We start from the raw sequence: 25,269 nt of genomic DNA on the forward strand, positions 1-25,269 counted from the left end.
GGCCTTTTACTGTTTGGGGATTATAAACCGGCTTGCCGGGCCAATTCTTTCACATAGGCCAGGGAAGAACGGGCTTGCCAGAGCCCGCCCCGGGTGTCGCCCTCTAAGGAGAGCCGGCCTGTATAGCCGATGGACTGCAGGGCTTGGAAGAAGGGGAGATAGTCCTCCCCGTCCCAGGGCTGGGGCAGCAGGCGGTGGTTCCGGGCGCTGGCAATGTGGCAGTGGCCCAAATGGCCTTGGTAGCGGGAGATCACGGACAAGGGCTCCTGCTCCAGGTCAAAATGGAAAAGGTCCACCAGCAGCTGAACGCCGGGCCGTCCCACCGCCTGCACCAGCTGGAAGGCCTCTTGGCTGCTGGTGAGGATGTTGCACTCTCCCCGCTGCAGGGGCTCCAGGCAGCACACCATGCCCTGGGCCTCCACCGCCGGGGCGATGTGGTCCCGGCACAGCTCTACCAGCTGGGCAAAGGCCTCCTCTTGGGGGAAGCCTTCCGGGACCCTTCGGGCGCCGCCGCTGCCAAATACCAGGGTTTTTACCCCAAAAACAGCGGCTTTGGGCAGGTTTTCCTCCAAATACCGGTCCACGGTGGAAAACTCTGCCTGGGGCCCGGTTAGCTGGAAGTCCCCTGGGAACAGCAGGTTCATTACAGGGGTGTCCAGGCCGGCCCCAGCCAGCTGGCTTGCCCGGGATTTTACCTGTTCCAAGGTCTTGTCCCGCAGGGAGGAAAATCCCCCCTCGCCGTAGTCCGCCCCTGCAGCGGGAAGCTGCAGGGCCATCTCCTCCCACAGGGAGACACAGCAGCCGATTTTCATTGCAAGCGCCTCCTTTAAATTTGTTGTAAGGCTGTCACCTTTTTTGGGTTGCGGGCGTCTAAAAATGGGGTGGGCTTACAGCCGGTAGGCCAGCAAAGCGTCCTTTTCCGCCCGCCCCACCCGCCGGGATTCCCGGACTTTCTGGATGGACTTGTTCTGCACCCAGGGGTCCAGCGTTTGTTGGGCCAGCAGCTCCTCCACTGCCTGGGGGAATTTCACATACCAAACGGACAGCGCCCAAGCCACCGCCATCTTGGCGTAATAGCCGGGGTGGGCCACCTGCTGGAGAAGGGCCAGGCCTTCCTCTACATGCTCCTGGTCCACAAAGTGGGAGAGCTGGACCACACAGGCGGCCCGGGCAGAATACTCTTGGCTGCTGGCGTAAAAGGGGCTGAAAAACGCCCACATTCCCCGCCGGTCCTCCGGAGAGCGGGGCTTTAGGGAGTTGCAGAAGGTATCGCACACGGCCCAGTTGTCAATGCGGGGAAGGAAGTCCTCCACCCAGGGGCGTTTTTCTTCCCAGGGGAGGTTTAGCCCGCCAATCACCAGCCCGCGAAGCAGCGTCTCCTCATAGGAGCCGGGCCGGCTGTTCTCTAAAAGCCCCACCGGATTCCCCCGGAGGAGCTTCTTCGCCAGGGCCCGCAGGGCCGGAAGCCGGACGCCCCAGGCCATGCTTACGCCGGGGATCAGGCCCTCGTGGAAGGCCTTGTACTGGGGGTCCGCCAAGCTTTCCAGCTCCTGCAGCAGGGCCTGATACTCCTGGGAGGTGAAGGGCGCGCTCACGGCTGGGCCTCCACCAGCTGCCGGATGAGGGCCAGCAGGTTGGGAATGGACTGGGACTTGTCAAAGTGCTGGCAGTTCTCCCGCATCTCCTGCAGCTTTTTCTTTTCCTTAATCAGGGAGGAAATCTGGCCGGCAAAGTCCCCGTCCTTCTGCAGGCGCACGCCCATGTCATGGATTTTCAGAAAGTTGGCGTTGTCCTCCTCCTGGCCGGGGATGGCGTCGAACACGGCCATGGGCAGGTTGCAGGCCAAAGCCTCGCTGACGGTCAGGCCGCCGGGCTTTGTCACCAGCAGGTCGCTGGCGTGCATATACTTTTCCACCTCATCTGTGAAGTAGATCAGCCGGGTGGGAATGCTCTCCCCGCCGGCCAGCTCCCGCTCAAAGGCCTCGTACAGGCGCTGGTTGCGGCCGGTGATGACGATGATCTGCATTTTTACCTCGGTGTCGGCCAGCTCCCGGTAAAGCTTGATGATGTTGGAAACCCCAAAGCTGCCCGCCATGAACAGCACGGTGGGCAGCTCCGGGTCCAGCCGCAGGTCCCGCAGGAGCATATCCCGGTCCTCCCGATGGAAGAAAACACCGTGCACCGGAATGCCAAAGGGGTAGATTTTCTCACGCTTCACCCCAAAGCTTTCCAGCTCTGGCACCATATCCTCGCTGGCAACCACATAGGCGTCCACATAGGGGGCAATCCAGGCCCGGTGCACGCCGTAATCTGTCAGGATGCAGATGAGGGGAACGGTGACCGAGCCGTCTTCCTTCAAATCAGAGACCATCTCTGTGACGAAGGGATGGGTGGTCAGGATGACATCGGGCTGATAGCGGGCAATGGTGGGGTACAGCATGTTGCTGAAGGCGCCGCTGAGCTTGGGCACCAGCCCAGAGAACAGGTTTTCCCGGTTGGTCTGCTTATACAGCCGCCCAAACACGGCGGGAACCCGCTTTGCCATAAAGCGGTAGCTGTCGCAGACGGTCTTGTCGAGAAAGCGGTTGATGGCCTTTAAAAAGTCCACTGTGACAACCTCATAGCCGGTGTTGTCCCGGATGTACTGCTCCACTGCGGCAGAGGCCCGTAAATGCCCTCCGCCAGTGGCCGCGGTTAAAAGCATAATCTTCACAAAAACTCCTCTTTTCCCGGGCTTTTCCAAAGAAGCCGGCAGGCAGCCGCGGCTCTTTTTGGAAAAACCCCGCATGGTAGGAATATTGTAGCATGAACAGCGGAAAAAAGCCAGTTTTTTCGCAGCTGGAAAAAGCTTTCACGCTTTACATTTTCCTTGGGGAAAGGTATAATGAAAAGGATTTCTCAAAGATTTTTATAGAGAGAGGGGAAGGGTTTCCCCTCTGTGTGGATAGACGAGGCTTTTTGATGAAAGGATGGGTGAGATGGACTACAGAAAATTGTGGACGCGCTTTGCGGCGGCGGCCGCGGCGCTGCTTTTGCTGGGCGGGCTTTGCGCCTGTTCCAACCAGCCGGAGGAGAGCTCCTCCATGGTAGAACAGCAGGAGGATTTGAGCCTCTTCCCAGAGGGGGCCAGCATCGGTGGGAAAAGCATTGCCGGGAAAACCGTGGAAGAGGCCCTGGAGATTGCCCGCTCCGCCGTGCAGGAAGCTGTGGACGGGCTGGAGATCACCGTGAAATTCCGGGATGACACCATTGTCCTCTCTGGGGAGGATTTCGCCTCTCAAGACCTGTTGGAGCTGACCTTGCCCAAGCTGCTGGAGTCCCGCCAGGCGGAGGATTCCCCCCTGAACTATGTGGTGGACCTTTCAGAGGCGGGGGAGCAGAAGGTGCTCTCCGCCGCCCAGGATTGCGTGACCCAGGCCAAAAACGCCACAGTTACCGGCCGGGACGAGAACGGCTTCACCTTCTCGGATGAGCAGAAGGGCAGCCAGGTGGACCTGGTGAAGACACTGGAAAGCGTGCGCCAGCTGCTCTCCCAAAAGCGGGGCGGGGATATTCAAGCCGCTTTTATTGAGACGGAGCCAACCCTGACGAAAGCCTATTTGCAGGAGCATTTTACCAGGCTTTCCAGCTACAGCACGGTTTCCACCAACACGGCCAACGGAAACAGCAACATGGCCCTGGCCCTTTCCAAGGTCAATGGCACCATTCTGGAGCCGGGCCAGGTTTTCTCTTACAACACCACACTGGGAGACAGCACCGATCCCAACAACGGGTGGCTGCCGGCGGGGGGCATCTCCGGAGGCGTGATTGTCCAAATGTATGGAGGCGGCATCTGCCAGGGCTCTTCCACGCTGTATATTGCCGCTTTGAAGGCTGGCATGGAAATTGTGGAGCGGTACAACCACTCCATGCCCTCCAGCTACTGCCCCATCGGGCTGGATGCCACGGTGGACTACGGCAACTTGGATTTCCGCTTCAGCAACCCCCTGGAAACCCCTGTTTATGTCAGCGCTTGGATGGACGGCACCACCCTGTATGTGGAGTTCTTCGGCTGCTTCCCCGAGGAGTGGGACAGCGTGGCGGTCACCTCTGAGCAGACCGGCACATGGGGGCCGCTGGATACCGTCACCTTCCGGGAGGACAGCAGCTTGGCCTCTGGCCAGTATGTGCGCCGGTCCTCGGGCAACACAGGCTACACCGCCCGGGCTTACCGCAGCTATTACAAGGGGGAGACCCTGGTGAAGAGCGAGGAGCTTTCCCCCTCGGAGTACCCCGCCACGGGCAAGGTTTACGCCTTAGGCCCCGGCACGGATACGGATAAGGTGGATACCTCGAAGGAATCTGGCAGCACCGCAGAGGCCAGCGCCACGCCTACGCCCAGCCCCACCGCGGCGCCCTCTACCCCCACGCCGGCCACCCCTGCGCCGGATACTCCCGCCCCGGAGCCGGCCACTCCTACGCCGGTACCTGTTACGCCTACTCCGGTGCCGGCCACTCCCACGCCGGCACCCTCCACGCCCTCTCCGGAGGTTCCTGCCACGGAGCCTCCCGCCCCGGAGGGGACCGTGTAACCGTGCGCCTAAGGTCCCCAGCGCCTGTACCGGGCGCTGGGGATTTGCCGGTCCCGCCTCAGGAGTGGGACACCTTCTGCCCCGAAAGGGATTTGGATGAGCTAGAAAGGATGATCGCTTGTGAAAGATGGATTTTTCCGTGTTGCCGCCGCCACCCCTGCTGTCTCTGTAGCGGACGTGGAAGAGAATCTGGAACGGATTGAGGAGCTGGTCCAGCAGGCAGCGGCAGACGGCTGCGGGGCTGTGTGTTTTCCTGAGCTGGCCCTGACCGCCTATACCTGCGGGGACCTGTTCCGGGATGAGGCCCTGCTCTCCGCGGCAGAGAGGGGCCTTGCCCGCCTGATGGAGGAGACACAGAACCTGGATATCCTCTGCGCGGTGGGCCTGCCCGTGCCCTGGGAGGGAGCCCTGTACAACTGCGCGGCCGTATTCCACAAGGGGAAGCTGCTGGGCTTGCCTGCCAAGGCGCGCATTCCCAATTACTCTGAATTTTACGAGGCCCGGCACTTCACCCCTGCCCCAAAGGCGGTGCAAGTGGATTTTGCCGGGCAGCGGGTTTGGCTGGGAAAGGGCCTGCTGTTTTGCTGCGAGAATGTGCCCGGCCTGAAGGTGGGGGTGGAGATCTGTGAGGACCTATGGAGCCCCCTTCCCCCCAGCGTGAGTCTGGCTTGTAACGGGGCTACGCTGGTGCTGAACCCCTCCTGCTCGGATGAGACCATCGGCAAGGCGGAGTACCGCCGGGAGCTGGTGCGCCAGCACTCTGGGCGGCTGCTGTGCGCCTATGTGTATACGGACAGCGGCCTGGGCGAGTCCACTACGGATATGGTCTTTGCCGGGCACGATCTGATTGCGGAGAACGGCTCCCTGCTGGAGGAGAGCCAGCTTTTCACCACAGGGCTCATCTCCGCCGAGGTGGACCTGGAGCGCCTCTCCCAGGAGCGCCGCCGGATGAACACCTGGCAGCCTGCCTTTGACCAGGACGTGGTGCGCGTCCCCTTCCGCTATGAGGAGGGGACCTTGGCGGCCTTTGTTCCCCAGCGGGACTTTGCCCGCACCCCCTTTGTCCCCCAGGACGCGGTGGGCCTTTCCGACCGGTGCCAGCGAATCTTGACCATGCAGAGCGTGGGCCTGGCCACCCGGCTGGAGCACATCCATTGCAAGACGGCGGTGGTGGGCCTTTCCGGCGGGCTGGATTCCACCCTGGCCCTGCTGGTGACGGCCCGAGCCTTCGACCGGCTGGGCTTGGACCGCAGGGGCATCCACGCCGTGTCCATGCCCTGCTTTGGCACCACCAGCCGCACCAAGTCCAATGCCCAGCGCATCGCGGAGGAGCTGGGGGTGGACTTCCGGGAGGTGTCCATCGAGCGGGCGGTGCGCCAGCACTTTTTGGATATCGGCCAGGAAGAGACCTCTCTGGACGTGACCTACGAGAACTCCCAGGCGCGGGAGCGCACCCAGGTGCTGATGGACATTGCCAACCGGCTGGGGGGCATTGTCATCGGCACCGGGGACTTGTCGGAGCTGGCTTTGGGCTGGGCCACCTACAACGGGGACCACATGTCCATGTATGGGGTCAACGCCTCCATTCCCAAGACCCTGGTGCGCCACCTGGTGAGCTATGTGGCCGACCACAGCGAGCCCCGGCTTCAGGCGGCTTTGCTGGACGTGCTGGACACCCCCGTTTCCCCGGAGCTGCTGCCCCCCAAGGATGGGGAGATCGCCCAAAAGACGGAGGAGCTGGTGGGGCCCTACGAGCTCCACGATTTCTTCCTGTACTACATGCTGCGGTTCGGCTTTGGGCCGGGGAAGATCTACCGCATGGCCTGCCGCGCCTTTGCCGGAGAGTACGACGGCGCCACGGTAAAGCGGTGGCTCACCGCCTTTTACCGGCGCTTCTTCACCCAGCAGTTCAAGCGCAGCTGCCTGCCGGACGGCCCCAAGGTGGGCTCGGTGACCCTCTCTCCCAGGGGGGATTGGCGCATGCCCTCCGACGCCAGCTGGCGGGTTTGGGAGCGGGAACTGCAAGATCTGTAAAAAAGCCTTGGGAGGCGTCCAAAACGCCCTTCCCAGCATTTGATAAATGAGGTGTTAACTATGGAACCCAAACGCGTACTGGTCACCCTCCCGGTGGAGGAATCCCATGTGGACCGCTTGAAACAGTCCGCCCCTGGCTGGGAATTCCGTTTCCGGGGCTCGGACCGGCTCTTTTCCGGCACCGACCTGGAGCGCCCCCCTGTCACCCGGGAGGACGTAGCCTGGGCCCAGGTTATTCTGGGCAATGTGCCTGCCCAGATGCTCTCTGGCTCTTCAGAGCTTTTGTGGCTGCAAACCAACTCTGCCGGTGTGGAGCCCTACCTCCAGCCTGGCGTGCTGGGGAAAACTACTCTGCTTACCAACGCCACCGGCGCCTATGGCCTGGCCATTGCCGAACACCTGCTGGGCATGCTGCTAGAGCTCTTTAAAAAGCTGGAGCTCTACCGCGATGCCCAAAAGCAGGGCGCTTGGCAGTCCCTGGGGCAGGTGCGGGCCGTGTACGGCGCCACCGTGCTGGTGCTGGGCATGGGCGATATTGGCGGCGAGTTCGGCAAGCGCTGCAAGGCCCTGGGTGCCAAAGTCATCGGCGTGCGGCGCAGCCCCCGGGCGTGCCCGGACTATGCCGATGAGGTTCACACGCTGGAGGATTTGGACAGCCTGCTGCCCCGGGCCGACGTGGTGGCCGTTACCCTGCCGGGCACCCAGGCCACCGCTGGGCTTTTAAGCCGGGAGCGCATTGCCCGGATGAAGGAGGGGGCTGTGCTTCTGAACGTGGGCCGGGGCACCATTGTAGATACGGAGGCCCTGTGCGACGCTTTGGAGAGCGGCCGCCTGGGCGGGGCTGGGGTGGATGTCACCGACCCGGAGCCCCTGCCCCCGGAGCACCGGCTTTGGCGCCTTCCTACGGCGGTGGTCACCCCCCATGTCTCCGGGTTCTACCACCTCAAGGAAACCCACGAGCGCATTGTGGATATCATGGTGGAGAACTTGAAGCGCTTTCAGGCGGGAGAGCCGCTGAAAAACCAGGTGGACTTTTCCACCGGCTACCGGAAACTGACCTGAAAAGAGGACAGCTTTATGGAAGCGCAGATGGAACATTATCTGGACAACAGCGCCACCACCCAGGTGCTGCGCCCCGTGGCGGAAAAGGCCCTGGAGCTGATGGTGCAGGAGTACGGCAACCCCTCCTCCCTGCACACCAAGGGCTTTCAGGCGCGAAAGCAGCTGGAGGAAGCCCGTGCCCTGGTGGCCCGGCGACTGGGCGCCCAGCCCGAGGAGGTCGTCTTTACCAGCGGCGGCACAGAATCCAACAATTTGGCCATTTTCGGCGCGGTCCAGGCCCGCAGGCGCTTGGGGAATAAGATCGTCACCACCGCGGCGGAGCACGACTCTGTGCTGAACCCCTGCCGGGAGCTGGAGAAACAGGGGTTTGAAGTGGTGTACTGTAAACCGGACCCTTCTGGAAAGCTGCCGGAAGAGGCGCTGGCAGAGGCCATCGACGGGAACACCATCCTGGTCAGCGTGATGCTGGTGAACAATGAGACCGGGGCCATCTTCCCGGTGGAAGCCGCCGCCCGAGCCATCCGCCGGAAAAAAGCCCCTGCCCTGCTCCATGTGGACGCAGTCCAGGGTTTTGGCAAGCTGCCCTTCACCGTGAAGCGATTGGGTGCCGACCTGTTGACCCTTTCGGGGCACAAGCTCCACGCGCCCAAGGGTGTGGGGGCACTGTACATCAAACGGGACATACGCATCCTGCCCAGGACGCTGGGCGGCGGCCAGGAGAGGGGCCTGCGCTCCGGCACGGAGAGCGTGCCGCTGGCCTGCGCGTTGGGCGAGGCTGTGCGCCTGCTGCCGGACCCCCAGGAGGCCCTGGAGCATGTGGGTGCCCTGAACCGCCTGCTGCGGGAGCGGCTTTCCCAGCTGCCGGGGGTGGTGTTCCACTCCCCGGAGGACGCCCTGCCCTATGTTTTGAATTTCTCCGCAGGGACTGTGCGGGGGGAGACCATGCTGCATTTTTTGGCCCAGCGGGGCGTGTATGTGAGCTCTGGGTCCGCCTGTGGAAGGGCTAAGCCCAGCCATGTGCTAGAGGCCATGGGCCTGCCGGGAGCGCAGGTGCAGAGCGCCCTGCGGGCGAGCTTTTCCCGCTTTAGTACAGAGGAGGATGTGGAGGCCCTGGCAGAGGGGGTCAAGCAGGGGTTGGAGACTTTGGCCCGGGGCGCGTAACGCGCCTTGGAAGGGCTTTATCCCTGCGGGCCCGCCCCGGCCTTTGCTCTCGCTTCGCCTTGCGGCTTATCTTTTTTGTTTTTGGAGTGTGTTATGCCACAAGAAGTCATTTTATTGAAATTGGGTGAGATCGCCTTAAAGGGCCTGAACCGCAAAGCCTTTGAGGATGTTCTCTTGAAAAATATCCGCCGCCGCTTGCAGGATGCCGGAGACTTTTCCGTATCCTCCCGGCAGTCCACCATCTATGTGGAGCCCAAGGATTCCGCCGCCGACCTGGACCTGGCGGAAGAGCGCGTTTCCAAGGTGTTCGGTGTGGTGGGCTATGCCCGGGCGGGTGTGTGCGAAAAAGATCTCGCTGCCATCTGCCAGCGGGCGGGGGAGTACTTGTCCGAAGAGCTGGAAACCGCTTCTACCTTTAAGGTGGAGTGTAAGCGCAGCGACAAGCAGTTTCCCTACAAATCGCCAGAGGTCTCCGCTGAGGTGGGCCACCACCTGCTGGAGCAGTTTCCCAATTTGCGGGTAAACGTGCATCATCCCGATGTGATTGTCCGCGTGGAGGTGCGGGAGCGTTACGCGTTTGTCCACGGGGACACCCGGCCCGGCGCTGGGGGAATCCCCGTGGGCACCGGCGGCAAGGCGGCTGTGCTCATCAGCGGAGGGCTGGACAGCCCTGTAGCCGCCTGGATGATGGCCAAGCGGGGGGTAGAGCTTACGGCGGTTCACTTTGCCAGCCCCCCCTACACCAGCGAGCTGGCACGGGAAAAAGTGCGGCGGCTTCTGCGGAAGGTGGCGGAATACGCCGGGCGCATCCGGTTTGTCACGGTAAACCTGACCCGCCTGCAGGAGGAGATTCGGGATAAATGCCCTCAGGAGCTTTCTACGGTCATCCTGCGGCGGTATATGCTGCGGGGCGCCCAGCGGGTGGCCCAAGAGGAGGGGTGCTCGGCACTTGTCACAGGCGAAAGCCTGGGCCAGGTGGCCAGCCAGACCATCCAGGCCATTGCCTGCACCGACGCCGTGGCTACCATGCCAGTGTTCCGGCCCCTTATTGGGGCGGACAAGTCCGAGATCGTGAAGGTGGCCTATCAAATTGGAACCTACGATATCTCCATCGAGCCCTACGAGGACTGCTGCACCATTTTTACGCCCAAGCATCCCCGCACCAAGCCCATCCTGCACTTTGTGGAGGAGGGGGAACAGGCCATCGATGGAGAGGCCCTTCTGGAAGAGGCCCTGGCCCAGATGGAGACCGAATGGGTCTATCCCCAGTAAAGGGAGAGTTGGGAACAACGGGCCTGACCCGTTTCCATAATTTTTCTTGCAAAGGAGAATGCAGTTTGAAGAAGTGTTGTGCTCTTGTGGGCTGACCGGGAGGTCAGCGGCGCAAATATCCACGACCGCGCCTCCCATAGGATGAAACTTTTTCATCTTTAGGAGGACAAAGAACGTGAACCGAGAGAACAAACGAAAGAAGTACGAAAAAGGATATTACAAGAACCATCCCTGCCAGGAGAGCTTCACCTGCAAGGTGTGCGGCCGCCTGGTGACCCCCGGCGGCGCTGGAAGCGATCACCGCAACCACTGCCCCAACTGCCTTTCCAGCCTGCATGTGGACATCGAGCCCGGGGACCGGGCGTCTGACTGCGGCGGCATTATGGAGCCCGTGGCCGTGTGGGTGCGCAAAGGGGGAGAGTGGGCCATCATCCACCGGTGCCGCCGGTGCGGGGCCCTTTCCTCCAACCGTGCGGCGGCGGATGACAACCCCATGAAGCTGATGAGCATTGCCATGAAGCCCCTGGGCAGCCCGCCCTTTCCTCTGGAGTACCTTCAGGAGATGACCGACCGCATGGGCGGCCAGGGCGACCTTTCCGTCTGGGAAACCCAAGCAGGAAGGGGGGATGGATGACATAAGAAAAAGGGGGAGCTCGCGGGGGCTCCCCTGTTTTTGGGGCTTTCGGCCGCAAGGGGCGGAGAAGCCCCTTGGGAGCATATACCAGCTTGTAAAGGAGGAAACATAGATGAACGCTGAAATTATCTCTGTGGGCACCGAGCTGCTGCTGGGCCAGGTGGTCAATTTGGACACCGCCATCGTGGCCCAGGAGCTTTCCGCCCTGGGCATCGACCTGCTGTATTCCGCCGTGGTGGGCGACAACGTGGAGCGCCTGCGTCACGCGGTGAACACCGCCCTTTCCCGCAGCGGCCTGCTCATTATGACAGGGGGCCTGGGGCCCACCACCGACGACTTGACCAAGGAGACCACCGCCGCCTGCGCCGGGAAAAAATTGGCACTCCACCAGCCCAGCCTGGAACGCATTCAGAATTACTTCAATGAAAAGCACGTCAGCGAGAACCAGGAGAAACAGGCCTGGCTGCCTGAGGGCTGCCATGTGTTCCAAAACGACAACGGCACGGCCCCCGGCTGCGCCTTCCAGGCCCAGAGCGGGTGCCTGGTCATCATGCTGCCCGGCCCTCCCAGCGAGCTGACCCCCATGCTCCGCAACTATGTGGTGCCCTACCTGAAGCAGGGGCAGGAGTACGTCATCGTCTCCCACAACGTGCACATCTTTGGCCGGGGAGAGGCCCCCGTGGCCCAGATGTTGGATGACCTGATGGACGGCCAGAACCCCACCCTGGCCCCCTACGCCAAGGAGGGCGAGTGCTACATGCGGGTCACCGCCAAGGCCCACACCGCAGAGGAGGCCGACGCATTGTGCCAGCCCCTCATTGAGGAGATCAAGCGCCGGGTGGGGGATTTCGTCTACAGCGTGGATACCGAATCCCTGGAGGAGCTGGTGGTCTCTGAGCTGAAAGCCCAGGGCAAGACTCTGGCCACCGCCGAGAGCTGCACCGGCGGCCTGCTGTCCAAGCGGCTGACGGATGTGTCCGGCGCCTCGGAGGTGTTCCACATGGGCTGCGTCACCTACGCCAACCAGGCCAAGGAGGACCTGCTCTCTGTCTCCCATGAGACCCTGGCCCAGTACGGCGCTGTCAGCGAGCAGACGGCCCGGGAGATGGCCGAGGGCATCGTGCGCCGCTCCGGCAGCAGCCTGGGCGTGGGCATCACGGGCATTGCGGGCCCCGAGGGCGGCACCGCCGAAAAGCCTGTGGGGCTGATCTATATTGCCCTCTCCGATGGGGAGCGCACCTGGGTGACCAAACGCAGCCCCATCGGCCGCACCAAAAGCCGGGAGTGGCACCGCCACTGCGCCGCCAGCCAGGCTTTGGATATGGTCCGGCGCTATCTAGAGGGCCTGCCCGTGGAGGCGGACTACTGAAAGGCCGCCCAGTCCGGCCGGATTGCAGAAATGGAAAAGGACATCCAAGCCAATGCCTTGGGTGTCCTTTTTTGCGTGTTTCTTTAGCGGCTGCCGGAGAAGAGAGACCCCGGCAGGGAGATGTCCCCCCGGGGCAGCTTTTCCCAGGAGAAGAGGGGAAGCAGCTCCTCTGGCCAGGCGGGGGCAGGCTCTGGCAGCAGGCCCCCCAGATAGGCCAGGCCCCCCACCACGTCCCGGGGGGAGTAGCCCCGGGAAAGGATGCCAGAGAGGCTCTGGTCCCCGTCCCGCTTGGAGAGCCGCCGGCCGTCGCCGGCCAGCAGCAGGGGCGTGTGGCCAAACTCCGGCACGGGATAGCCCAGCAGCCGGTACAGCAAGATCTGCCGGGGGGTGGAGGAGAGCAGATCCCTGCCCCGCACCACCTGGGTGACGCCCATAGCGCCGTCGTCAGCCACCACCGCCAGCTGATAGGCGTACACGCCGTCGCTGCGCCGCAGGATGAAGTCCCCGCAGCCAGTGGGCAGGTGCTGGGCCTGGGGGCCGTAATGGAGGTCCGTAAAGGCGATGGTTTCCTCCGGCACCCGCAGCCGCAGCGCCGGGGAGCGGGTGCGGCGTTTCTCCGCCACCTGCTCTGGGGTCAGGTTCCGGCAGGCCCCATTGTACAGCAGTTCCCCGTCCGAAGCGTGGGGCGCGCTGGCCGCGTGGAGCTGGGCCCGGCTGCAGAAGCAGGGGTACACCCGGCCCTGTGCCTCCAGCTTTTCCAGCTGGACGCGGTAAAAGTCAAAGCGCTGGCTCTGGCCGTAAGGGGAGTGGGGGCCGCCCTTGTCCCCGCCCTGGTCCCAGAAAAGCCCTAAAGCGTCCAGGTCCCGCTGGGCTTGCAGGGCATACTCCTTCCGGGAGCGCTCCACATCCAGGTCCTCGTTGCGCAGGATTATCTCCCCTCCCCGGGATTTGGCCGCCAGCCAAGCAATGAGGGAACAGAACAGATTGCCCAGGTGCAGATAGCCGCTGGGCGTAGGGGCAAAGCGCCCCACGGGCCGTGCCATAAGAGAGCCTCCCTTCCCGCATAAAGCTAGTACGATTATAACGTCCTGGCAGCGGAGATGCAACCCAGGGCGGGAAAATCCTTACAGTTTTCTAACAGAGGGCCCGGCGGCCGCTTTTTTTGATTGAACTCCCAAGGGTTCTGGATTATAATAAACAAATACGCGGCAGACCGCCGCGAACCTTTTGAGGCAGAAAGGGGACCTTTTATGAAAGAAAAGAATACAGGCGTGTTGCGCTTGGTGCTGCGGGTGCTGCAGGGAATGCTCATTGGCGTGGGCGCCGTGCTGCCGGGAATCTCCGGCGGGGTGCTCTGCGTGGTGTTCGGCATCTACAAGCCCGTAATGGAGCTGCTCTCCAGCCCTGTTAAAAAATTTAAAACCCATGTGCCCCGGCTGCTGCCGGTCATTGTGGGGGCGGCGCTGGGCTTTTTGGGGGTGGCCAAGGTGCTGGCTTTCTTCCTGGAGAAATACCCCGACCAAAGCGTGTGCCTGTTTGTGGGGCTGATTGGCGGCATGCTGCCCTCCCTCTTCCGGGAGGCCGGGGAGCAGGGCCGCACCCGGGGCAGCTGGGTGAGCCTGGTGGCGGCCTTTGCGGTGGTGCTGGCGCTGCTGCTCTCCTTAAACGTGCTTTCGGTGAGCATTGCCCCCAGCTTTGGGTGGTACCTGTTCTGCGGGTTCTGCATGGCGCTTTCCATCATCGCCCCTGGGATGAGCTTCTCCACCCTGCTGATGCCCCTGGGCTTGTACACCCCCCTGGTGGACGGCATCGGCAACCTGGACCTGGGGGTTCTGGCCCCGGCGGGCATCGGGGCTTTGGTCACCATTGTGTGCCTGGCCAAGGCTATCAACGCGCTGTTCACCCATTTCTACAGTTATGCTTTCCACGCCATTGTGGGCATCGTCATCGCGGCGACCCTCGTCATCATCCCCTTTGGGAGCTTTGCCCAGGGGGTGGGTCCGGCGGTGGCCAACATCGTCTGCCTGGCAGTGGGTGTGGCGGCTGCCCTGGCGCTGGATAAGTTCAACCAGAGCGTACCCAAAGAGGCTTAACCGGCCGTTCTTGAAGGGGTCCCCCGGCATAGCCGGAGGGCCCCTTCTTTGCCGCCATCTAGCCCTTGACTTCTGCCCGGCTTCCTATTACAATGCAGGAAGAGAACGCCCTTAATATATTTTAAGAACTGTTAAAGTACTTTAAGCGCGAAGGCCCTGTCAGCTTAAGAACTGCCTGCTAGAATAGTCCTTGTCAAAGGGAAACGGAATTCCCAACGGCAAATTTCAAAGCAAGGATGTGTTCTTTATGACAGGACGTAAGTTCAAAAACAATCGGATACGGATCGGCGCGCTCCTTATGGCGGTATTGCTCTCCTTTTCCATGCTGGCTGGCTGTGGCGGCAGCAAAAAGGCGGGCAGCGGCACAGGAAAGCCCTCTCAAAGCCAGAGCCAGAGTGCCTCCTCTAAGAGCAAGAAGGATTCCAGCAAAAAGAGCTCCAGCAAGAAGAACTCCAGCAAAAAGAGTTCCAGCAAGAAGGACTCCAACAAGAAGGGGTCCAGCAAGGCGGATGCCGGCCAAAGCAGCAGCTCCAGCAAACTGGAGTCCAATCAGAGCGGCGCCTCCAGCCAGAGCGGCAGCTCTGCCAAAGAGGATTCCGGCAAGCGGGGCTCCAAGAAGAGCGGCTCCAGCAAGAACGAGTCCAGCAAGAGCAGCACTTCCAGCCAGCAAAGCCAGTCTTCCTCCAGCAAAAAAGGGAGCTGATTGCTTTTCTTCCGCCTGAGAGGCTCCTGTTTCCCCTTTAGCGCCTTTCGCTTTCCCGGCGAAGGGCGCTCCTCTTTCCCCGAAGCGTATCCCCGTTTGAGAAAGGAGCAGCCATGAAGAAGCAGCAGACAATCCTCATTGTGGAGGATGAGGCAGAGATCCGGGAGGGTATCCGGATTCTCCTCTCTGGCGAAAGCTACACCATCTTAGAGGCGGAAAACGGAGAGCAGGCCCTGCGCAAGATGAGCCCCCAGGTGGATCTGGTCATTTTAGATGTGATGATGCCGGGGATCTCCGGCCTGCGGGTGTGCGAAGAGATCCGAAAGACCAGCACCGTCCCCATCCTGTTTTTGACCGCCAAAGCGCAGGAGTCGGACAAGCTGATCGGCCTGACCGCCGGCGGGGACGATTACCTGGTAAAGCCCTTTTCCTACGCGGAGCTCATCGCCCGGGTGAAGGCCCTGCTGCGGCGCTACTGCGTGTACCAGGGCAAAGGGCAGCCCGGCGCCACCTATGAAAACGACACCCTCTCAGTTTGCGGGGTCACCATCGCCCTGGACCACAACCAGGTGTGGGTAAAGGGCGAGGAGCGGGATTTGACCGAGATCGAGTACCAGATCTTGCGGCTGCTGATGCAGAAGCCCCAGTGGACCTTTTCCGCCCAGGCAATTTACGAGAGCATTTGGAACGAGCCCTACTTTCCCATTTCCAACGGCACGGTAATGGTGCATATCCGAAAGCTGCGCACGAAAATTGAGGAAAACCCCCAGAACCCCGTTTACATCCGCACGGTGTGGGGAAAGGGCTACCGGTTTGGATGGGAGAGCAGTTATGGGCCAAAATAAGAAGCGCCGCAGTATTCTGGCAGAGTTTTCCATTTTGCTGGTGGCGCTGGGGGTTCTGTGCGGCAGCCTGTTTTTCGCCCTGAACAAAGGTGTGGGCGCCGCCTTGGAAAGCTACCTGCTCTCTTCCGATGTACTGGAGCAGGCCACGCAGCAGCGGGTCAGCAATCTGCAGGAATATGTGACGGAAAACCAGGTTTCCACCAGCGATGCCCAGGCGCTCACCCAATGGATCAGGGGCAAGCCCCTGACCCTGATGGAGGTCTACCGGGACAGTGTGCTGGTCTATTCCTCCTCACCCTCTTATAGTGTGGAGTCCGCAGGAGACACCTGGACAGCCACAGAATTAGAGGAGGCGCCCTATTATGACTGGATCTCCTATTACACGGTAGAGTTCGCGGATGGGGAGGCGCAGGTTGTCCTTTACAGCAACGAGCTTTTCCAATATTCCACCTACGCCACTATTGTAGAGATTATTTTTTGCGCGGCGCTGTTCCTGACCGGTTTTTTGGTGGCCTTTCAAAGGACAGCCCGGTATATCCGGCAGCTCAGCCAAGAGATTCAGGCCATGGAGTCCGGAGACCTGGATCGCGCCATCACTGTGCGGGGCGGCAACGATTTGACCGCCCTGGCAGAGTGCCTGGACGCCATGCGGGTGGCCTTCCGGGCCCAGCAGGAGCGGGAGGCCCAAACCTATGCCGCCAACCAGGCGCTGATTTCTGAGATGTCCCATGACCTGCGCACCCCCCTGACCACGCTGCTGCTCTATACAGAGATCCTGCGGTACGGAAAATACCAGGGGGAGGAACAGCTGCACGCCTATCTGGACAGGGTGGATGAAAAGGCCCAGCAGATCAAGCAGCTGGCAGAGAATATCCTGGAGTACTCCCTGGCGGCCCAAAACCGCCCGGTGGAGCTGCAAGAGCCCCTTCCCGCCCAGGAGGTGCTGGGCGAAGCCCTTCACGAGGCCCTCACCTACTTCTCCCAATGCGGCTACACCTACGAGCTGGCCCTGGACTTTGGAGAGGCGCAGATTGCGGTGCACATCCCCTATATCCGCAGGCTGGTGGACAATATCTCCTCCAATATTTTGAAGTACGCGGACAGAAGGTTCCCCGTTCAGGTCCAAGCGGGGACGGAGGGCCCCTGGTTCTTCCTGCGCTTTCGGAACCGGAAAGGCGGCGGGGAGCTTGCCGGGCAGGGCACCGGTGTGGGGCTTTCCAGCATCCGCTCCATGATGGAGCGGATGGGCGGCTCCATCCAGGTGGAGCAGACGGCCACGGCCTTTCAAATCACCTTGGAATTCCCCCTGTCCCACGAGAAAAAGGAGAATGCATAAATTCCGCAAGGGCGGATGAAGGCCCTTTGGAAGAATGAGCCCCGCACCTCTCTTGTGAGGCGCGGGGCTCTGTGCAGGGATGGGAAAGGTTCTCCCCCTCCCCCCTCCCCCCTCCCCCCAGGGGGAACCCCTCCCGATGCCGGGGCGTACGGCGCCAATGGCGCGGGCGGGATTCCTCCCTTCCCTTTTGGCGCAGGGAGGAGTATACTAAAGGAAAAAAGAAAGGATGAGATAGATGAAGGTCTTGATGGTCAACGGCAGTCCCCGGCGGGATGGCAACACCAGCCTGGCCCTGGCAGAGATGGAGAAGGTGTTCCAGCAGGAGGGGATCCAGGTGGAAAAGGTTTCCCTGGGGACGCAGGATATCCGTGGATGTATCGCCTGCAACTCCTGCGGCAAAACGGGAAAGTGCGCCTTTGATGACCTGGTCAACGAGACAGCCCCCAAGCTGCAGCAAGCGGATGGCCTGGTAGTGGCAAGCCCGGTCTATTACGCCTCTGCCAACGGCACGCTGGTCTCCTTTTTGGACCGCCTGTTTTACAGCACGCCCTTTGACAAGAGCATGAAGGTGGGGGCCAGTGTGGTGGTGGCCCGCCGGGGCGGCCTTTCCGCCGCCTTTGATGAGCTGAACAAGTATTTTACGATCAGCGGCATGCCGGTGGCCTCCAGCCAATACTGGAATTCCGTCCACGGCCGGGAGCGGGGCGAGGCCCAGCAGGATGAGGAGGGGCTGCAGACCATGCGCACCTTAGCCCGGAACATGGCCTTTTTGATAAAGAGCATTGCCCTGGGCAAGGAGGCCTATGGCCTGCCCCAGCGAGAGCCCGCTCAGTTTACCAATTTCATCCGGTGAGCACGCCTTTTTAAAATCCCCTGCCCTTGGGTGGGGGATTTTGCGCAGGGCCTGGCCGCTCCCATTGGCGTTCTAGCCTGCGGAAGAATCGCCGGGACAGCATGCCTGCGGCCCATACCGCCAGCCCTGTGGGCAGCAGCACACACCAGGGGGCCTGCGAGAAGGTGTCGAACAGGACGCCGTACAGCAGCTGGCCCAGGGGCTGGGCGCACAGGGACAGGGTGAACACAAAGGACATGACCTTTCCCATCAGGCGCTCCGGCGTCCGGGCCTGGATGGCGGAGATGGCACAGGTGGAGAAGACGCTGCACCCCGCCTGGCAAATGCAGAAAAATACCAGCAGCACCCCATACCGCCCCAGGGCGCCCAAGGGCAGCAGGAAGGCCAGCCCGCAGGGGAGCAGGCACAGGCCAAACCCGGAAAACACCCCGGCCAGCCGTCCCAGGCGGAGGCGCTCCCCCAGAAGTCCCACGCAAACGCCGCCCAAAACGGCTGCCACCCCCAAGGCGCTTTCGGCGATGCCGTAGAGCGCCGCCGAAAGGTCCAGCACCGTCCGCACCAGATAGGGAAACCCCACCACCATGGCGCCGGAGACGAACAAGCTCACCAAAGCGGCCAGCAGGAGCAGCTTGCAGATGCCTGGCTCCTGGCGGATGAGAAACTCCATGCTTTCCGAGAGGTCTTTCCGCAGCGCCGCACCCACCCCTGCCTGCCGGCTGGGACGTCTATAGTCCAGCTGAAGAAAGCACTCCAGCAGGGCGGTGAGGAAAAAGCAGGCCACTGCCCCCAGAAAGATGGGCTGGATTCCCAGGGCCGTGTACAGCACACTGCCCAAAAACGGGGTGACCAGAGAGGCGGCCGCCTGAATTTGGCTTACAGCCGCGTTGCCTTGGAGCAGCCGTTCCCCAGAGAGCATCTGGGGCACACAGGCCTGCACTGTGGGGGATTCGAAGGCCCCCAAAATGGAGAGGGCCACCAACAGCGCTCCCACCACCAGCACCCTGTCTCCCAGGGAGAGCAGCAGGCAAGCCATCAGCACCGCCAGCCCGGAGAGGCTGTCCAGGGCCACCATGATGGACTTCCGGTTGGCCCGGTCTGCCAGGATGCCCCCCAAAGGGGAGAGAAGGATGGTGGGCGCCATGGCCAGTGCCAGAATCGTGGCGAAAACCGTGGCGGACCCGGTTTCCTCCAGTACGAACATGGAGAGGGCAAATTTCAGAGTGTTGTTCCCCAGCAGGGAACTGGCCTGTCCCACGAGCAATAGGGTGAAATTCCGGGTGAAGAGCTTTTCCTTCATGGCTTCCTCCTAAAAAGCAGGGGAGAGACGAGCTCCCACAGGATGGCTGCGGTTCCGGCCAGGGCGCACCACAGGGCCCACGCCCGGCGGCCTGTGTGCAGCAGGTGGCAGGCGCCCCCCAGCAGGCCGGCGCCTGCCGCCAGGGAGAGCCCCCGGCAAAGCCGCCGGAAGGCGGGCCTTTCCTCCCAAGCGGTGATGAGGCCCCTTTCAAACCGGCCAGCGCCCCGTTCAAGCCTCTCTTCCAACTGGCCTGCCCACTGTTCGATCCTTTGGTCCAGTTCACGTTCTGTCAAGGAAAGCACCTCCTGTGAATTTTTAATACCAACCGTATGAATGTATATTGGTAAAATAAAACTGCCTTCCGGCAGCTTTATTCCGTTTCAGGGATCTGGTCGAAAAATTGGTCCACAAGGGCCCGGATGCCCTCATCAAACAGGGGCACGCCCATGCGGTCCAGCATCTCCCCCAGAAAGGTGAACTTCCGCCGCATCTCCGCCTTGGTGGCGGGGAACACCGAGGGCATCAGCCACAGGCTGGTGAGCAGGGGCAGCAGCTCAGCGATCTCCTTGGGGTACTCCGTGTGAAGGGAGCCGTCCCGGTTGCCCTCCTCTAAAAGCTCCAAAACATAGGGGGTGAGCACCCGCCGGTTGGAGTCGATCATCTCCACCAGCAGGTGGGGGTTCTTGCGCAAGGGCAGCATTTGGATGGTGAGCTGGGTGCGGGAGGTGTCAGACTGGTTCAGCCGCACGGCTTCCCGCAGCTTTTCCAGGCCGTTCAGGTCCTTTCGCTGCTTCACCGCCTCGAACGGGTTGTTTTGAAAGAACAGCTGGTCTCCCACCTTGTCCAAGATCTCCTCTTTAGACTTAAAGTGGTGGTACACCGCGCCCTTGGTCAGCCCGCCCAGCTCATTCACAATGTCCTGGATGGTGGTCCTGTCATAGCCCTTCTCCAGAAAGAGCCGCTGGGCCGCCTCTAAAATGCGCTCCTCGGTGACCTCGGGGTATTTATTTCGTGCCATGGGTCCTCCCTTCCCTATTTACATTCTCTTGGTATGTATTCATGGTACCAGAGGGAAGGGTCCCTGTCAAGGGGGAATTTTCTCCACCCGGTCCCCTTGCCGGGGAGAAAGGGGCTTGACAAGGGGAACTTCCTGGTGTAAAATGCCAGCATAAAGACAAGGGCGTCTTTGAGCCAAGGCTCAAAGGCGCCTTTTTTCTGTCTTGAAAAATTGGAATGGGAAAAGCGTTGGAGAAAAGAAAAGTACCGGGAGCACCCCGTCCCCAGAGAGCGCGGGCAGGTGAAAGCCGCGCGGCGGGCCCCCGGGAAGAACCCTTTTCAAGCTGCAAACTGAACGGGCCCAGCCCCAGTAGGCGCGCCGTCCCGCCCCGCGTTAGGGGGCAGAGCCTTGTCCGAGGCGGAAACGAGAAAAAATATAGGTGGCACCGCGAGCGCAGCACTTGCCCTATAGGATGCTGAATTCTTACTACTTGTTTGGAGGGATCTGTCATGTGTTCTATCATGGGCTATTGCGGCCGCGGCGCGGACCTGGCCGCTTTTCAGAAGGGGTTTGACCGGACTCTCTCAAGGGGGCCGGATGACAGCCGGATTGTGGATGTGGGCGGGGGCATACTGGCCTTCCACCGGCTGGCCATCATGGGGCTGTCCCCTGCGGGGATGCAGCCCTTTGAGCTGGACGGCAGCTATGCGGTGTGCAACGGGGAGCTGTACGGCTTTGAGGCCATGCGGGCCGCCCTGGAAGAAAAGGGCTACGCCTTCCAAAGCGGCAGCGACTGCGAAATCCTTCTGCCCCTCTACCGGGAGTATGGCACGGCCCTGTTCTCTATGCTGGACGCGGAGTTCGCCTGCATCCTCTACGATGGACAGACCGGGGAGTTTATCGCCGCCCGGGACCCCATCGGCATCCGTCCCCTGTACTATGGCTACGACAAAAAGGGTGTCATCGTCTTTGCCAGCGAGCCCAAAAACCTGGTGGGCCTTTGCGGCAAGATCCTGCCCTTCCCGCCGGGCTGCTACTATCAAGGCGGCGCGTTCCACCGCTACCGGGACATCGCGGCAGTGGAACAGGTCTGCCGGGATGACCTGGACACCGCCTGCCGGAAGATCCACGACAAGCTGGTGGCCGGGGTGGAGAAACGGCTGGTGGCGGACGCCAAGGTGGGCTTTCTGCTCTCCGGCGGGCTGGATTCCTCCCTGGTGTGCGCCATTGCCGCCCGGAAGAGCAAAACGCCCATCCGCACCTTTGCCATTGGCATGCGGGCGGACGCCATCGACCTGAAGTACGCCCGTCAGGCGGCGGAATATATGGGCAGCGACCACACCGAGGTGTACATGACCCCGGAGGAGGTCATCGCCTCCTTGGAGAAGGTCATCCAGCTGCTGGGCACCTTTGATATCACCACCATTCGGGCCAGCATGGGAATGTACCTGGTGTGCAAGGCCATCCACGAGCGGACGGACATCCGGGTGCTGCTCACCGGGGAGATCTCCGACGAGCTGTTCGGCTACAAGTACACGGATTTCGCCCCCAGCGCTCAGGCCTTCCAGGAGGAGGCACAAAAGCGGGTGCGGGAGCTCCACATGTACGATGTGCTCCGGGCGGACCGGTGCATCTCCGTCAACTCCTTGGAAGCCCGGGTGCCCTTTGGCGACCTGGACCTGGTGGAGTACGTCATGTCCCTGGACCCGGAGCGGAAGCGGAACCGGTACGGCAAGGGCAAGTACCTGCTGCGCCGGGCCTTCCAAGAGGGGGACTACCTGCCCCCCGAACTGCTCTGGCGGGAGAAGGCCGCTTTCTCCGACGCGGTGGGCCACTCCATGGTGGACTATTTGAAGGAGTACGCGGAGAGCAGGTACACGGACGGGGAGTTTGAGGCAGGCTGCCGCAAATACAGCCACGCCCGCCCCTTCACCAAGGAGTCCCTTTTGTACCGGGACATCTTTGAGAAGTATTACCCTGGCCAAGGGGAGATGATCGTGGACTTCTGGATGCCAAACCGGGCGTGGGAGGGCTGCGATGTGGACGACCCCTCTGCCCGGGTGCTCTCCAACTACGGGGACAGCGGCAGATGAGGAAAGTCCCTGTTAAGAATTTCATTTGTGTAAATCTTGCATAAAATTTTATATATCCAGGATTTTTACCGGAATTTTGAAAGAATGATGTATGAAAAATTCAAAATCCCGTTGACAAACGTCTGCTTTCGCGGTATCATACAGAAAGCAGACAAAGGCGTCTGATCCCGTGGGGATGTTGTATCCCGGCGGTGGTCAGGCGCCTTTTTGCATGCTGCGGGGCCTCCATGCAGGGGTCGCGCGGCGTATGGCAAAAGGGCCCGGCGGCGCCCAGGGGCTGGGCAGCGGCGGCCCGTGAGAAAGGCAGGTTATGAGCGATGCTGCGAGAAGGTCTGGACGGGGTGCGCATCCCTTCGGGGTGCGCTGTATCCGCCATCTTTTCCAAAAGCGGGGAGCGCCGCAGCGGGGAGGACATTATCAAGTCCATTGCCCTGATGCACGACCGCTCCAACGGCCTGGGCGGCGGCTTTGCCGCCTATGGCATCTACCCGGAGTACAAAAACCTCTACGCCCTCCATGTGTTTTACGAGGGGAAGGGCCCCAAGGATGTGTGCGAGGCGTTCATCAACGAGCACTTCGATGTGGTGAACCTCTCCAAGATCCCCACCCGCAAGACGCCGGCCATCAAGGACGAACCCCTGATCTGGCGCTATTTTGTAGAGCCCCTGCACACCAAGCTGGCCGAAAGCCAGCTGGATGAGGACACCTTTGTCTCCCGGTGCGTCATCCGGGTGAATTCCCAGATTGAAGGGGCGTATATCTTCTCCTCTGGCAAAGACATGGGTGTGTTCAAGGCGGTGGGATATCCGGAGGATGTGGGAGAGTTCTACCGCTTAGAGGACTATAAGGGCTATTGCTGGACCGCCCATGGGCGGTATCCCACCAACACCCCGGGCTGGTGGGGCGGGGCCCACCCCTTTGCCCTTTTAGACCGCTCCGTGGTCCACAATGGGGAAATCTCCTCTTACGATGCCAACCGCCGCGCCATCGAAATGTACGGCTATGAGTGCGACCTGCTGACGGATACGGAGGTCATCACCTACATCATCGACTTTTTGGTGCGGCGCCGGGGCCTGACCTATGAGGAGGCCGCCAGCGTGATGGCCGCTCCTTTCTGGAGCACCATTGACCGGATGGACGGCAGGGAGAGGGCCCGCATGACCTACCTGCGCAGCGCCTTTGGCGGGATGCTGGTCACCGGGCCCTTCTCCATCATCGTGGGGTTCACGGGGGGCATCATGGCCCTGAACGACCGGCTGAAGCTGCGCAGCATGGTGGTGGGCGAACGGGGCAGCAACGTCTACATCGCCAGCGAGGAGAGCGCCATCCGGGTCATCCAGCCGCAGCTGGACACCCTGTATGCGCCCCGCGGCGGGGAACCCGTGGTGTACCGCCTGGACGAAGCCGCGGCGGAACAGAGGAGGTGAGAGCATGGCGCTGAATATGATGTATCCCGAATTTGAAGTGGTGCGGAACCCGGACCGGTGCATTGCCTGCCGGGTGTGCGAGCGCCAGTGTGCCAATGAGGTGCACCGCTATGACCCCGATCTCAAGAAAATGCTGGCGGACGAGAGCCGGTGCGTCAACTGCCACCGGTGCGTCACCCTATGTCCCACCCGGGCGCTGAAGATTGTCAAGACCAGCCACACCTTCCGGGAGAACGGGAACTGGTCCGGCCAGGCCATCAACGAGGTGTACCGCCAGGCCCAAAGCGGCGGCGTGCTGCTCTCCTCCATGGGAAACCCCAAGGAGTACCCCGTTTACTGGGACAAAATGCTCATCAATGCCTCCCAGGTGACCAACCCCTCCATCGACCCCCTGCGGGAGCCCATGGAGACCAAGACCTTCCTGGGGCGCAAGCCCACTCACATCCACCGGGACGCCGAAGGGGACATTGTCCCCAGCCTGCCTCCCCAGCTGGAGCTGTCCACCCCCATCCTGTTTTCCGCCATGAGCTACGGCTCTATCAGCTACAACGCCCACGCCAGCCTGGCCCGGGCGGCGGAACAGCTGGGCATCTACTACAACACCGGCGAGGGCGGCCTCCATCAGGACTTTTACCAGTACGGGAAAAACACCATTGTGCAGGTGGCCTCTGGCCGGTTCGGCGTCCACAAGGACTATTTGAGCGCCGGGGCGGCCATTGAGATCAAAATGGGCCAGGGCGCCAAGCCCGGCATTGGCGGGCACCTGCCCGGCGCCAAGATTGTGGGGGATGTATCGAAAACCCGGATGATCCCTGAAGGCACCGACGCCATCTCGCCCGCGCCCCATCACGACATCTACTCCATCGAGGACCTGCGCCAGCTGGTGTTTTCCTTAAAAGAGGCTACCCACTATGAGAAGCCGGTCATCGTAAAAATTGCCGCGGTGCACAATGTGGCGGCCATCGCCTCGGGCATTGCCCGCAGTGGGGCGGACATCATCGCCATCGACGGCTTCCGGGGGGGCACCGGCGCGGCCCCCACCCGCATCCGGGACAACGTGGGCATCCCCATTGAGCTGGCCCTGGCCGCTGTGGACCAGCGGCTTCGGGACGAGGGGATCCGGGAGAACGTCTCCCTGGTGGTGGGGGGCTCCATCCGCTCCAGCTCCGACGCCCTGAAGGCCATCATGCTGGGGGCGGACGCGGTGTACATCGGCACGGCGGCCCTGCTGGCCCTGGGCTGCCACCTGTGCCGCAGCTGCCATGGGGGCAAGTGCAACTGGGGCATCGCCACCCAGCGGCCAGACCTGGTCAAGCGGCTGAATCCCAGCGTTGGCACAGAGCGCCTGGTGAACCTGGTGCATGCCTGGACCCACGAGATGAAGGAGATGATGGGCGGCATGGGCATCAATTCCATCGAAGCCCTGCGGGGCAACCGGCTGATGCTGCGGGGCGTGGGCCTCACCGACGCGGAGCTGCGCATCCTGGGCATCAAGCACGCCGGGGAATAAGGGGGGACTGCC

22 protein-coding genes are annotated in these 25,269 nt (G+C 61.8%); 15 read left to right on the forward strand and 7 right to left on the reverse strand.

The window, feature by feature from the left end:
- Window positions 1-20: 20 nt before the first annotated feature.
- From ODJ80_RS07660 to ODJ80_RS07670, 3 genes are all read right to left on the reverse strand, one after another.
- Complete coding sequence (locus tag ODJ80_RS07660) at window positions 21-812, reverse strand: sugar phosphate isomerase/epimerase family protein (protein WP_263041614.1); 792 nt, start codon at window positions 810-812, stop codon at window positions 21-23.
- A 75-nt stretch (window positions 813-887) separates the two neighbouring features.
- Entirely contained in the window at window positions 888-1,595 is a 708-nt protein-coding gene (locus ODJ80_RS07665) for a DNA alkylation repair protein (RefSeq protein ID WP_263041615.1), read from the reverse strand.
- Entirely contained in the window at window positions 1,592-2,704 is a 1,113-nt protein-coding gene (locus tag ODJ80_RS07670; RefSeq protein ID WP_263041704.1) for an MGDG synthase family glycosyltransferase, read from the reverse strand. The genes ODJ80_RS07665 and ODJ80_RS07670 overlap by 4 nt, the downstream gene beginning before the upstream one ends.
- Before the next feature lie 274 nt (window positions 2,705-2,978).
- Between ODJ80_RS07670 and ODJ80_RS07675 the strand changes: the two genes are divergently transcribed.
- From ODJ80_RS07675 to ODJ80_RS07705, 7 genes are all read left to right on the forward strand, one after another.
- A complete protein-coding gene (locus tag ODJ80_RS07675) occupies window positions 2,979-4,571 on the forward strand; it encodes a VanW family protein (protein ID WP_263041616.1) in 1,593 nt (530 codons plus the stop codon).
- A 120-nt stretch (window positions 4,572-4,691) separates the two neighbouring features.
- Window positions 4,692-6,605, forward strand: a complete 1,914-nt coding sequence (locus ODJ80_RS07680) for an NAD(+) synthase (protein ID WP_263041617.1) — start codon at window positions 4,692-4,694, stop codon at window positions 6,603-6,605.
- 60 nt (window positions 6,606-6,665) lie between these two features.
- The gene (locus ODJ80_RS07685; RefSeq protein ID WP_263041618.1) at window positions 6,666-7,667 is read left to right on the forward strand and encodes a D-2-hydroxyacid dehydrogenase; all 1,002 of its coding nucleotides are present in this window, start codon (window positions 6,666-6,668) and stop codon (window positions 7,665-7,667) included.
- A gap of 15 nt (window positions 7,668-7,682) precedes the next feature.
- Window positions 7,683-8,828 carry a cysteine desulfurase family protein gene (locus tag ODJ80_RS07690; protein ID WP_263041619.1) on the forward strand — a complete coding sequence of 382 codons (1,146 nt, stop codon included), beginning with the start codon at window positions 7,683-7,685 and terminating at the stop codon, window positions 8,826-8,828.
- A gap of 114 nt (window positions 8,829-8,942) precedes the next feature.
- Complete coding sequence (gene thiI / locus ODJ80_RS07695) at window positions 8,943-10,100, forward strand: tRNA uracil 4-sulfurtransferase ThiI (protein ID WP_317619883.1); 1,158 nt, start codon at window positions 8,943-8,945, stop codon at window positions 10,098-10,100.
- Between the two features lie 175 nt (window positions 10,101-10,275).
- The gene (locus ODJ80_RS07700; RefSeq protein ID WP_178865087.1) at window positions 10,276-10,734 is read left to right on the forward strand and encodes an RNHCP domain-containing protein; all 459 of its coding nucleotides are present in this window, start codon (window positions 10,276-10,278) and stop codon (window positions 10,732-10,734) included.
- A 112-nt stretch (window positions 10,735-10,846) separates the two neighbouring features.
- A complete protein-coding gene (locus ODJ80_RS07705; RefSeq protein WP_263041621.1) occupies window positions 10,847-12,103 on the forward strand; it encodes a competence/damage-inducible protein A in 1,257 nt (418 codons plus the stop codon).
- Window positions 12,104-12,186: 83 nt separating this feature from the next.
- Here ODJ80_RS07705 and gluQRS read toward each other — a convergent pair whose 3' ends face one another.
- Window positions 12,187-13,146 (reverse strand): tRNA glutamyl-Q(34) synthetase GluQRS, encoded by a 960-nt coding sequence (gluQRS, locus tag ODJ80_RS07710; RefSeq protein ID WP_263041622.1) that lies wholly within the window; start codon window positions 13,144-13,146, stop codon window positions 12,187-12,189.
- 207 nt (window positions 13,147-13,353) lie between these two features.
- Between gluQRS and ODJ80_RS07715 the strand changes: the two genes are divergently transcribed.
- The 5 genes from ODJ80_RS07715 (at window position 13,354) to ODJ80_RS07735 (ending at window position 17,933) form a co-directional block, all read left to right on the forward strand.
- Window positions 13,354-14,196 (forward strand): DUF368 domain-containing protein, encoded by an 843-nt coding sequence (locus ODJ80_RS07715; RefSeq protein ID WP_263041623.1) that lies wholly within the window; start codon window positions 13,354-13,356, stop codon window positions 14,194-14,196.
- A 247-nt stretch (window positions 14,197-14,443) separates the two neighbouring features.
- Entirely contained in the window at window positions 14,444-14,899 is a 456-nt protein-coding gene (locus tag ODJ80_RS07720) for a hypothetical protein (RefSeq protein ID WP_263041624.1), read from the forward strand.
- Between the two features lie 113 nt (window positions 14,900-15,012).
- Window positions 15,013-15,744: a response regulator transcription factor gene (locus tag ODJ80_RS07725; protein WP_263041625.1), complete on the forward strand. Its 732-nt coding sequence runs from the start codon at window positions 15,013-15,015 to the stop codon at window positions 15,742-15,744.
- On the forward strand, window positions 15,731-17,080 hold the full coding sequence (locus ODJ80_RS07730) for a sensor histidine kinase (protein ID WP_263041626.1): 1,350 nt from the start codon (window positions 15,731-15,733) through the stop codon (window positions 17,078-17,080). The genes ODJ80_RS07725 and ODJ80_RS07730 overlap by 14 nt, the downstream gene beginning before the upstream one ends.
- 235 nt (window positions 17,081-17,315) lie before the next feature.
- Window positions 17,316-17,933: a flavodoxin family protein gene (locus ODJ80_RS07735; RefSeq protein ID WP_263041627.1), complete on the forward strand. Its 618-nt coding sequence runs from the start codon at window positions 17,316-17,318 to the stop codon at window positions 17,931-17,933.
- Between the two features lie 10 nt (window positions 17,934-17,943).
- On the opposite strand, the gene ODJ80_RS07740 is transcribed toward ODJ80_RS07735, so the two are convergent.
- The 3 genes from ODJ80_RS07740 to ODJ80_RS07750 all read right to left on the reverse strand — a co-directional run bounded on the left by ODJ80_RS07740 (window position 17,944) and on the right by ODJ80_RS07750 (window position 20,248).
- Window positions 17,944-19,230 (reverse strand): MFS transporter, encoded by a 1,287-nt coding sequence (locus ODJ80_RS07740; RefSeq protein WP_263041628.1) that lies wholly within the window; start codon window positions 19,228-19,230, stop codon window positions 17,944-17,946.
- Window positions 19,227-19,523: a hypothetical protein gene (locus ODJ80_RS07745; protein WP_263041629.1), complete on the reverse strand. Its 297-nt coding sequence runs from the start codon at window positions 19,521-19,523 to the stop codon at window positions 19,227-19,229. Before ODJ80_RS07745 ends, ODJ80_RS07740 begins: the two co-directional genes overlap by 4 nt.
- Before the next feature lie 77 nt (window positions 19,524-19,600).
- Complete coding sequence (locus ODJ80_RS07750) at window positions 19,601-20,248, reverse strand: TetR/AcrR family transcriptional regulator (protein ID WP_263041630.1); 648 nt, start codon at window positions 20,246-20,248, stop codon at window positions 19,601-19,603.
- Between the two features lie 488 nt (window positions 20,249-20,736).
- Between ODJ80_RS07750 and asnB the strand changes: the two genes are divergently transcribed.
- The 3 genes from asnB (at window position 20,737) to ODJ80_RS07765 (ending at window position 25,257) form a co-directional block, all read left to right on the forward strand.
- Window positions 20,737-22,320 carry an asparagine synthase B gene (gene asnB, locus ODJ80_RS07755; RefSeq protein ID WP_263041631.1) on the forward strand — a complete coding sequence of 528 codons (1,584 nt, stop codon included), beginning with the start codon at window positions 20,737-20,739 and terminating at the stop codon, window positions 22,318-22,320.
- Window positions 22,321-22,637: 317 nt separating this feature from the next.
- Window positions 22,638-23,747 (forward strand): class II glutamine amidotransferase, encoded by a 1,110-nt coding sequence (locus tag ODJ80_RS07760; RefSeq protein ID WP_263041632.1) that lies wholly within the window; start codon window positions 22,638-22,640, stop codon window positions 23,745-23,747.
- 4 nt (window positions 23,748-23,751) lie between these two features.
- Window positions 23,752-25,257: a glutamate synthase-related protein gene (locus ODJ80_RS07765; protein WP_263041633.1), complete on the forward strand. Its 1,506-nt coding sequence runs from the start codon at window positions 23,752-23,754 to the stop codon at window positions 25,255-25,257.
- The last annotated feature ends 12 nt before the right edge of the window (window positions 25,258-25,269 follow it).

It is taken from the genome of Acutalibacter sp. LFL-21 (genome assembly GCF_025630755.1).
GTDB lineage: Bacteria > Bacillota > Clostridia > Oscillospirales > Acutalibacteraceae > Acutalibacter > Acutalibacter stercoravium.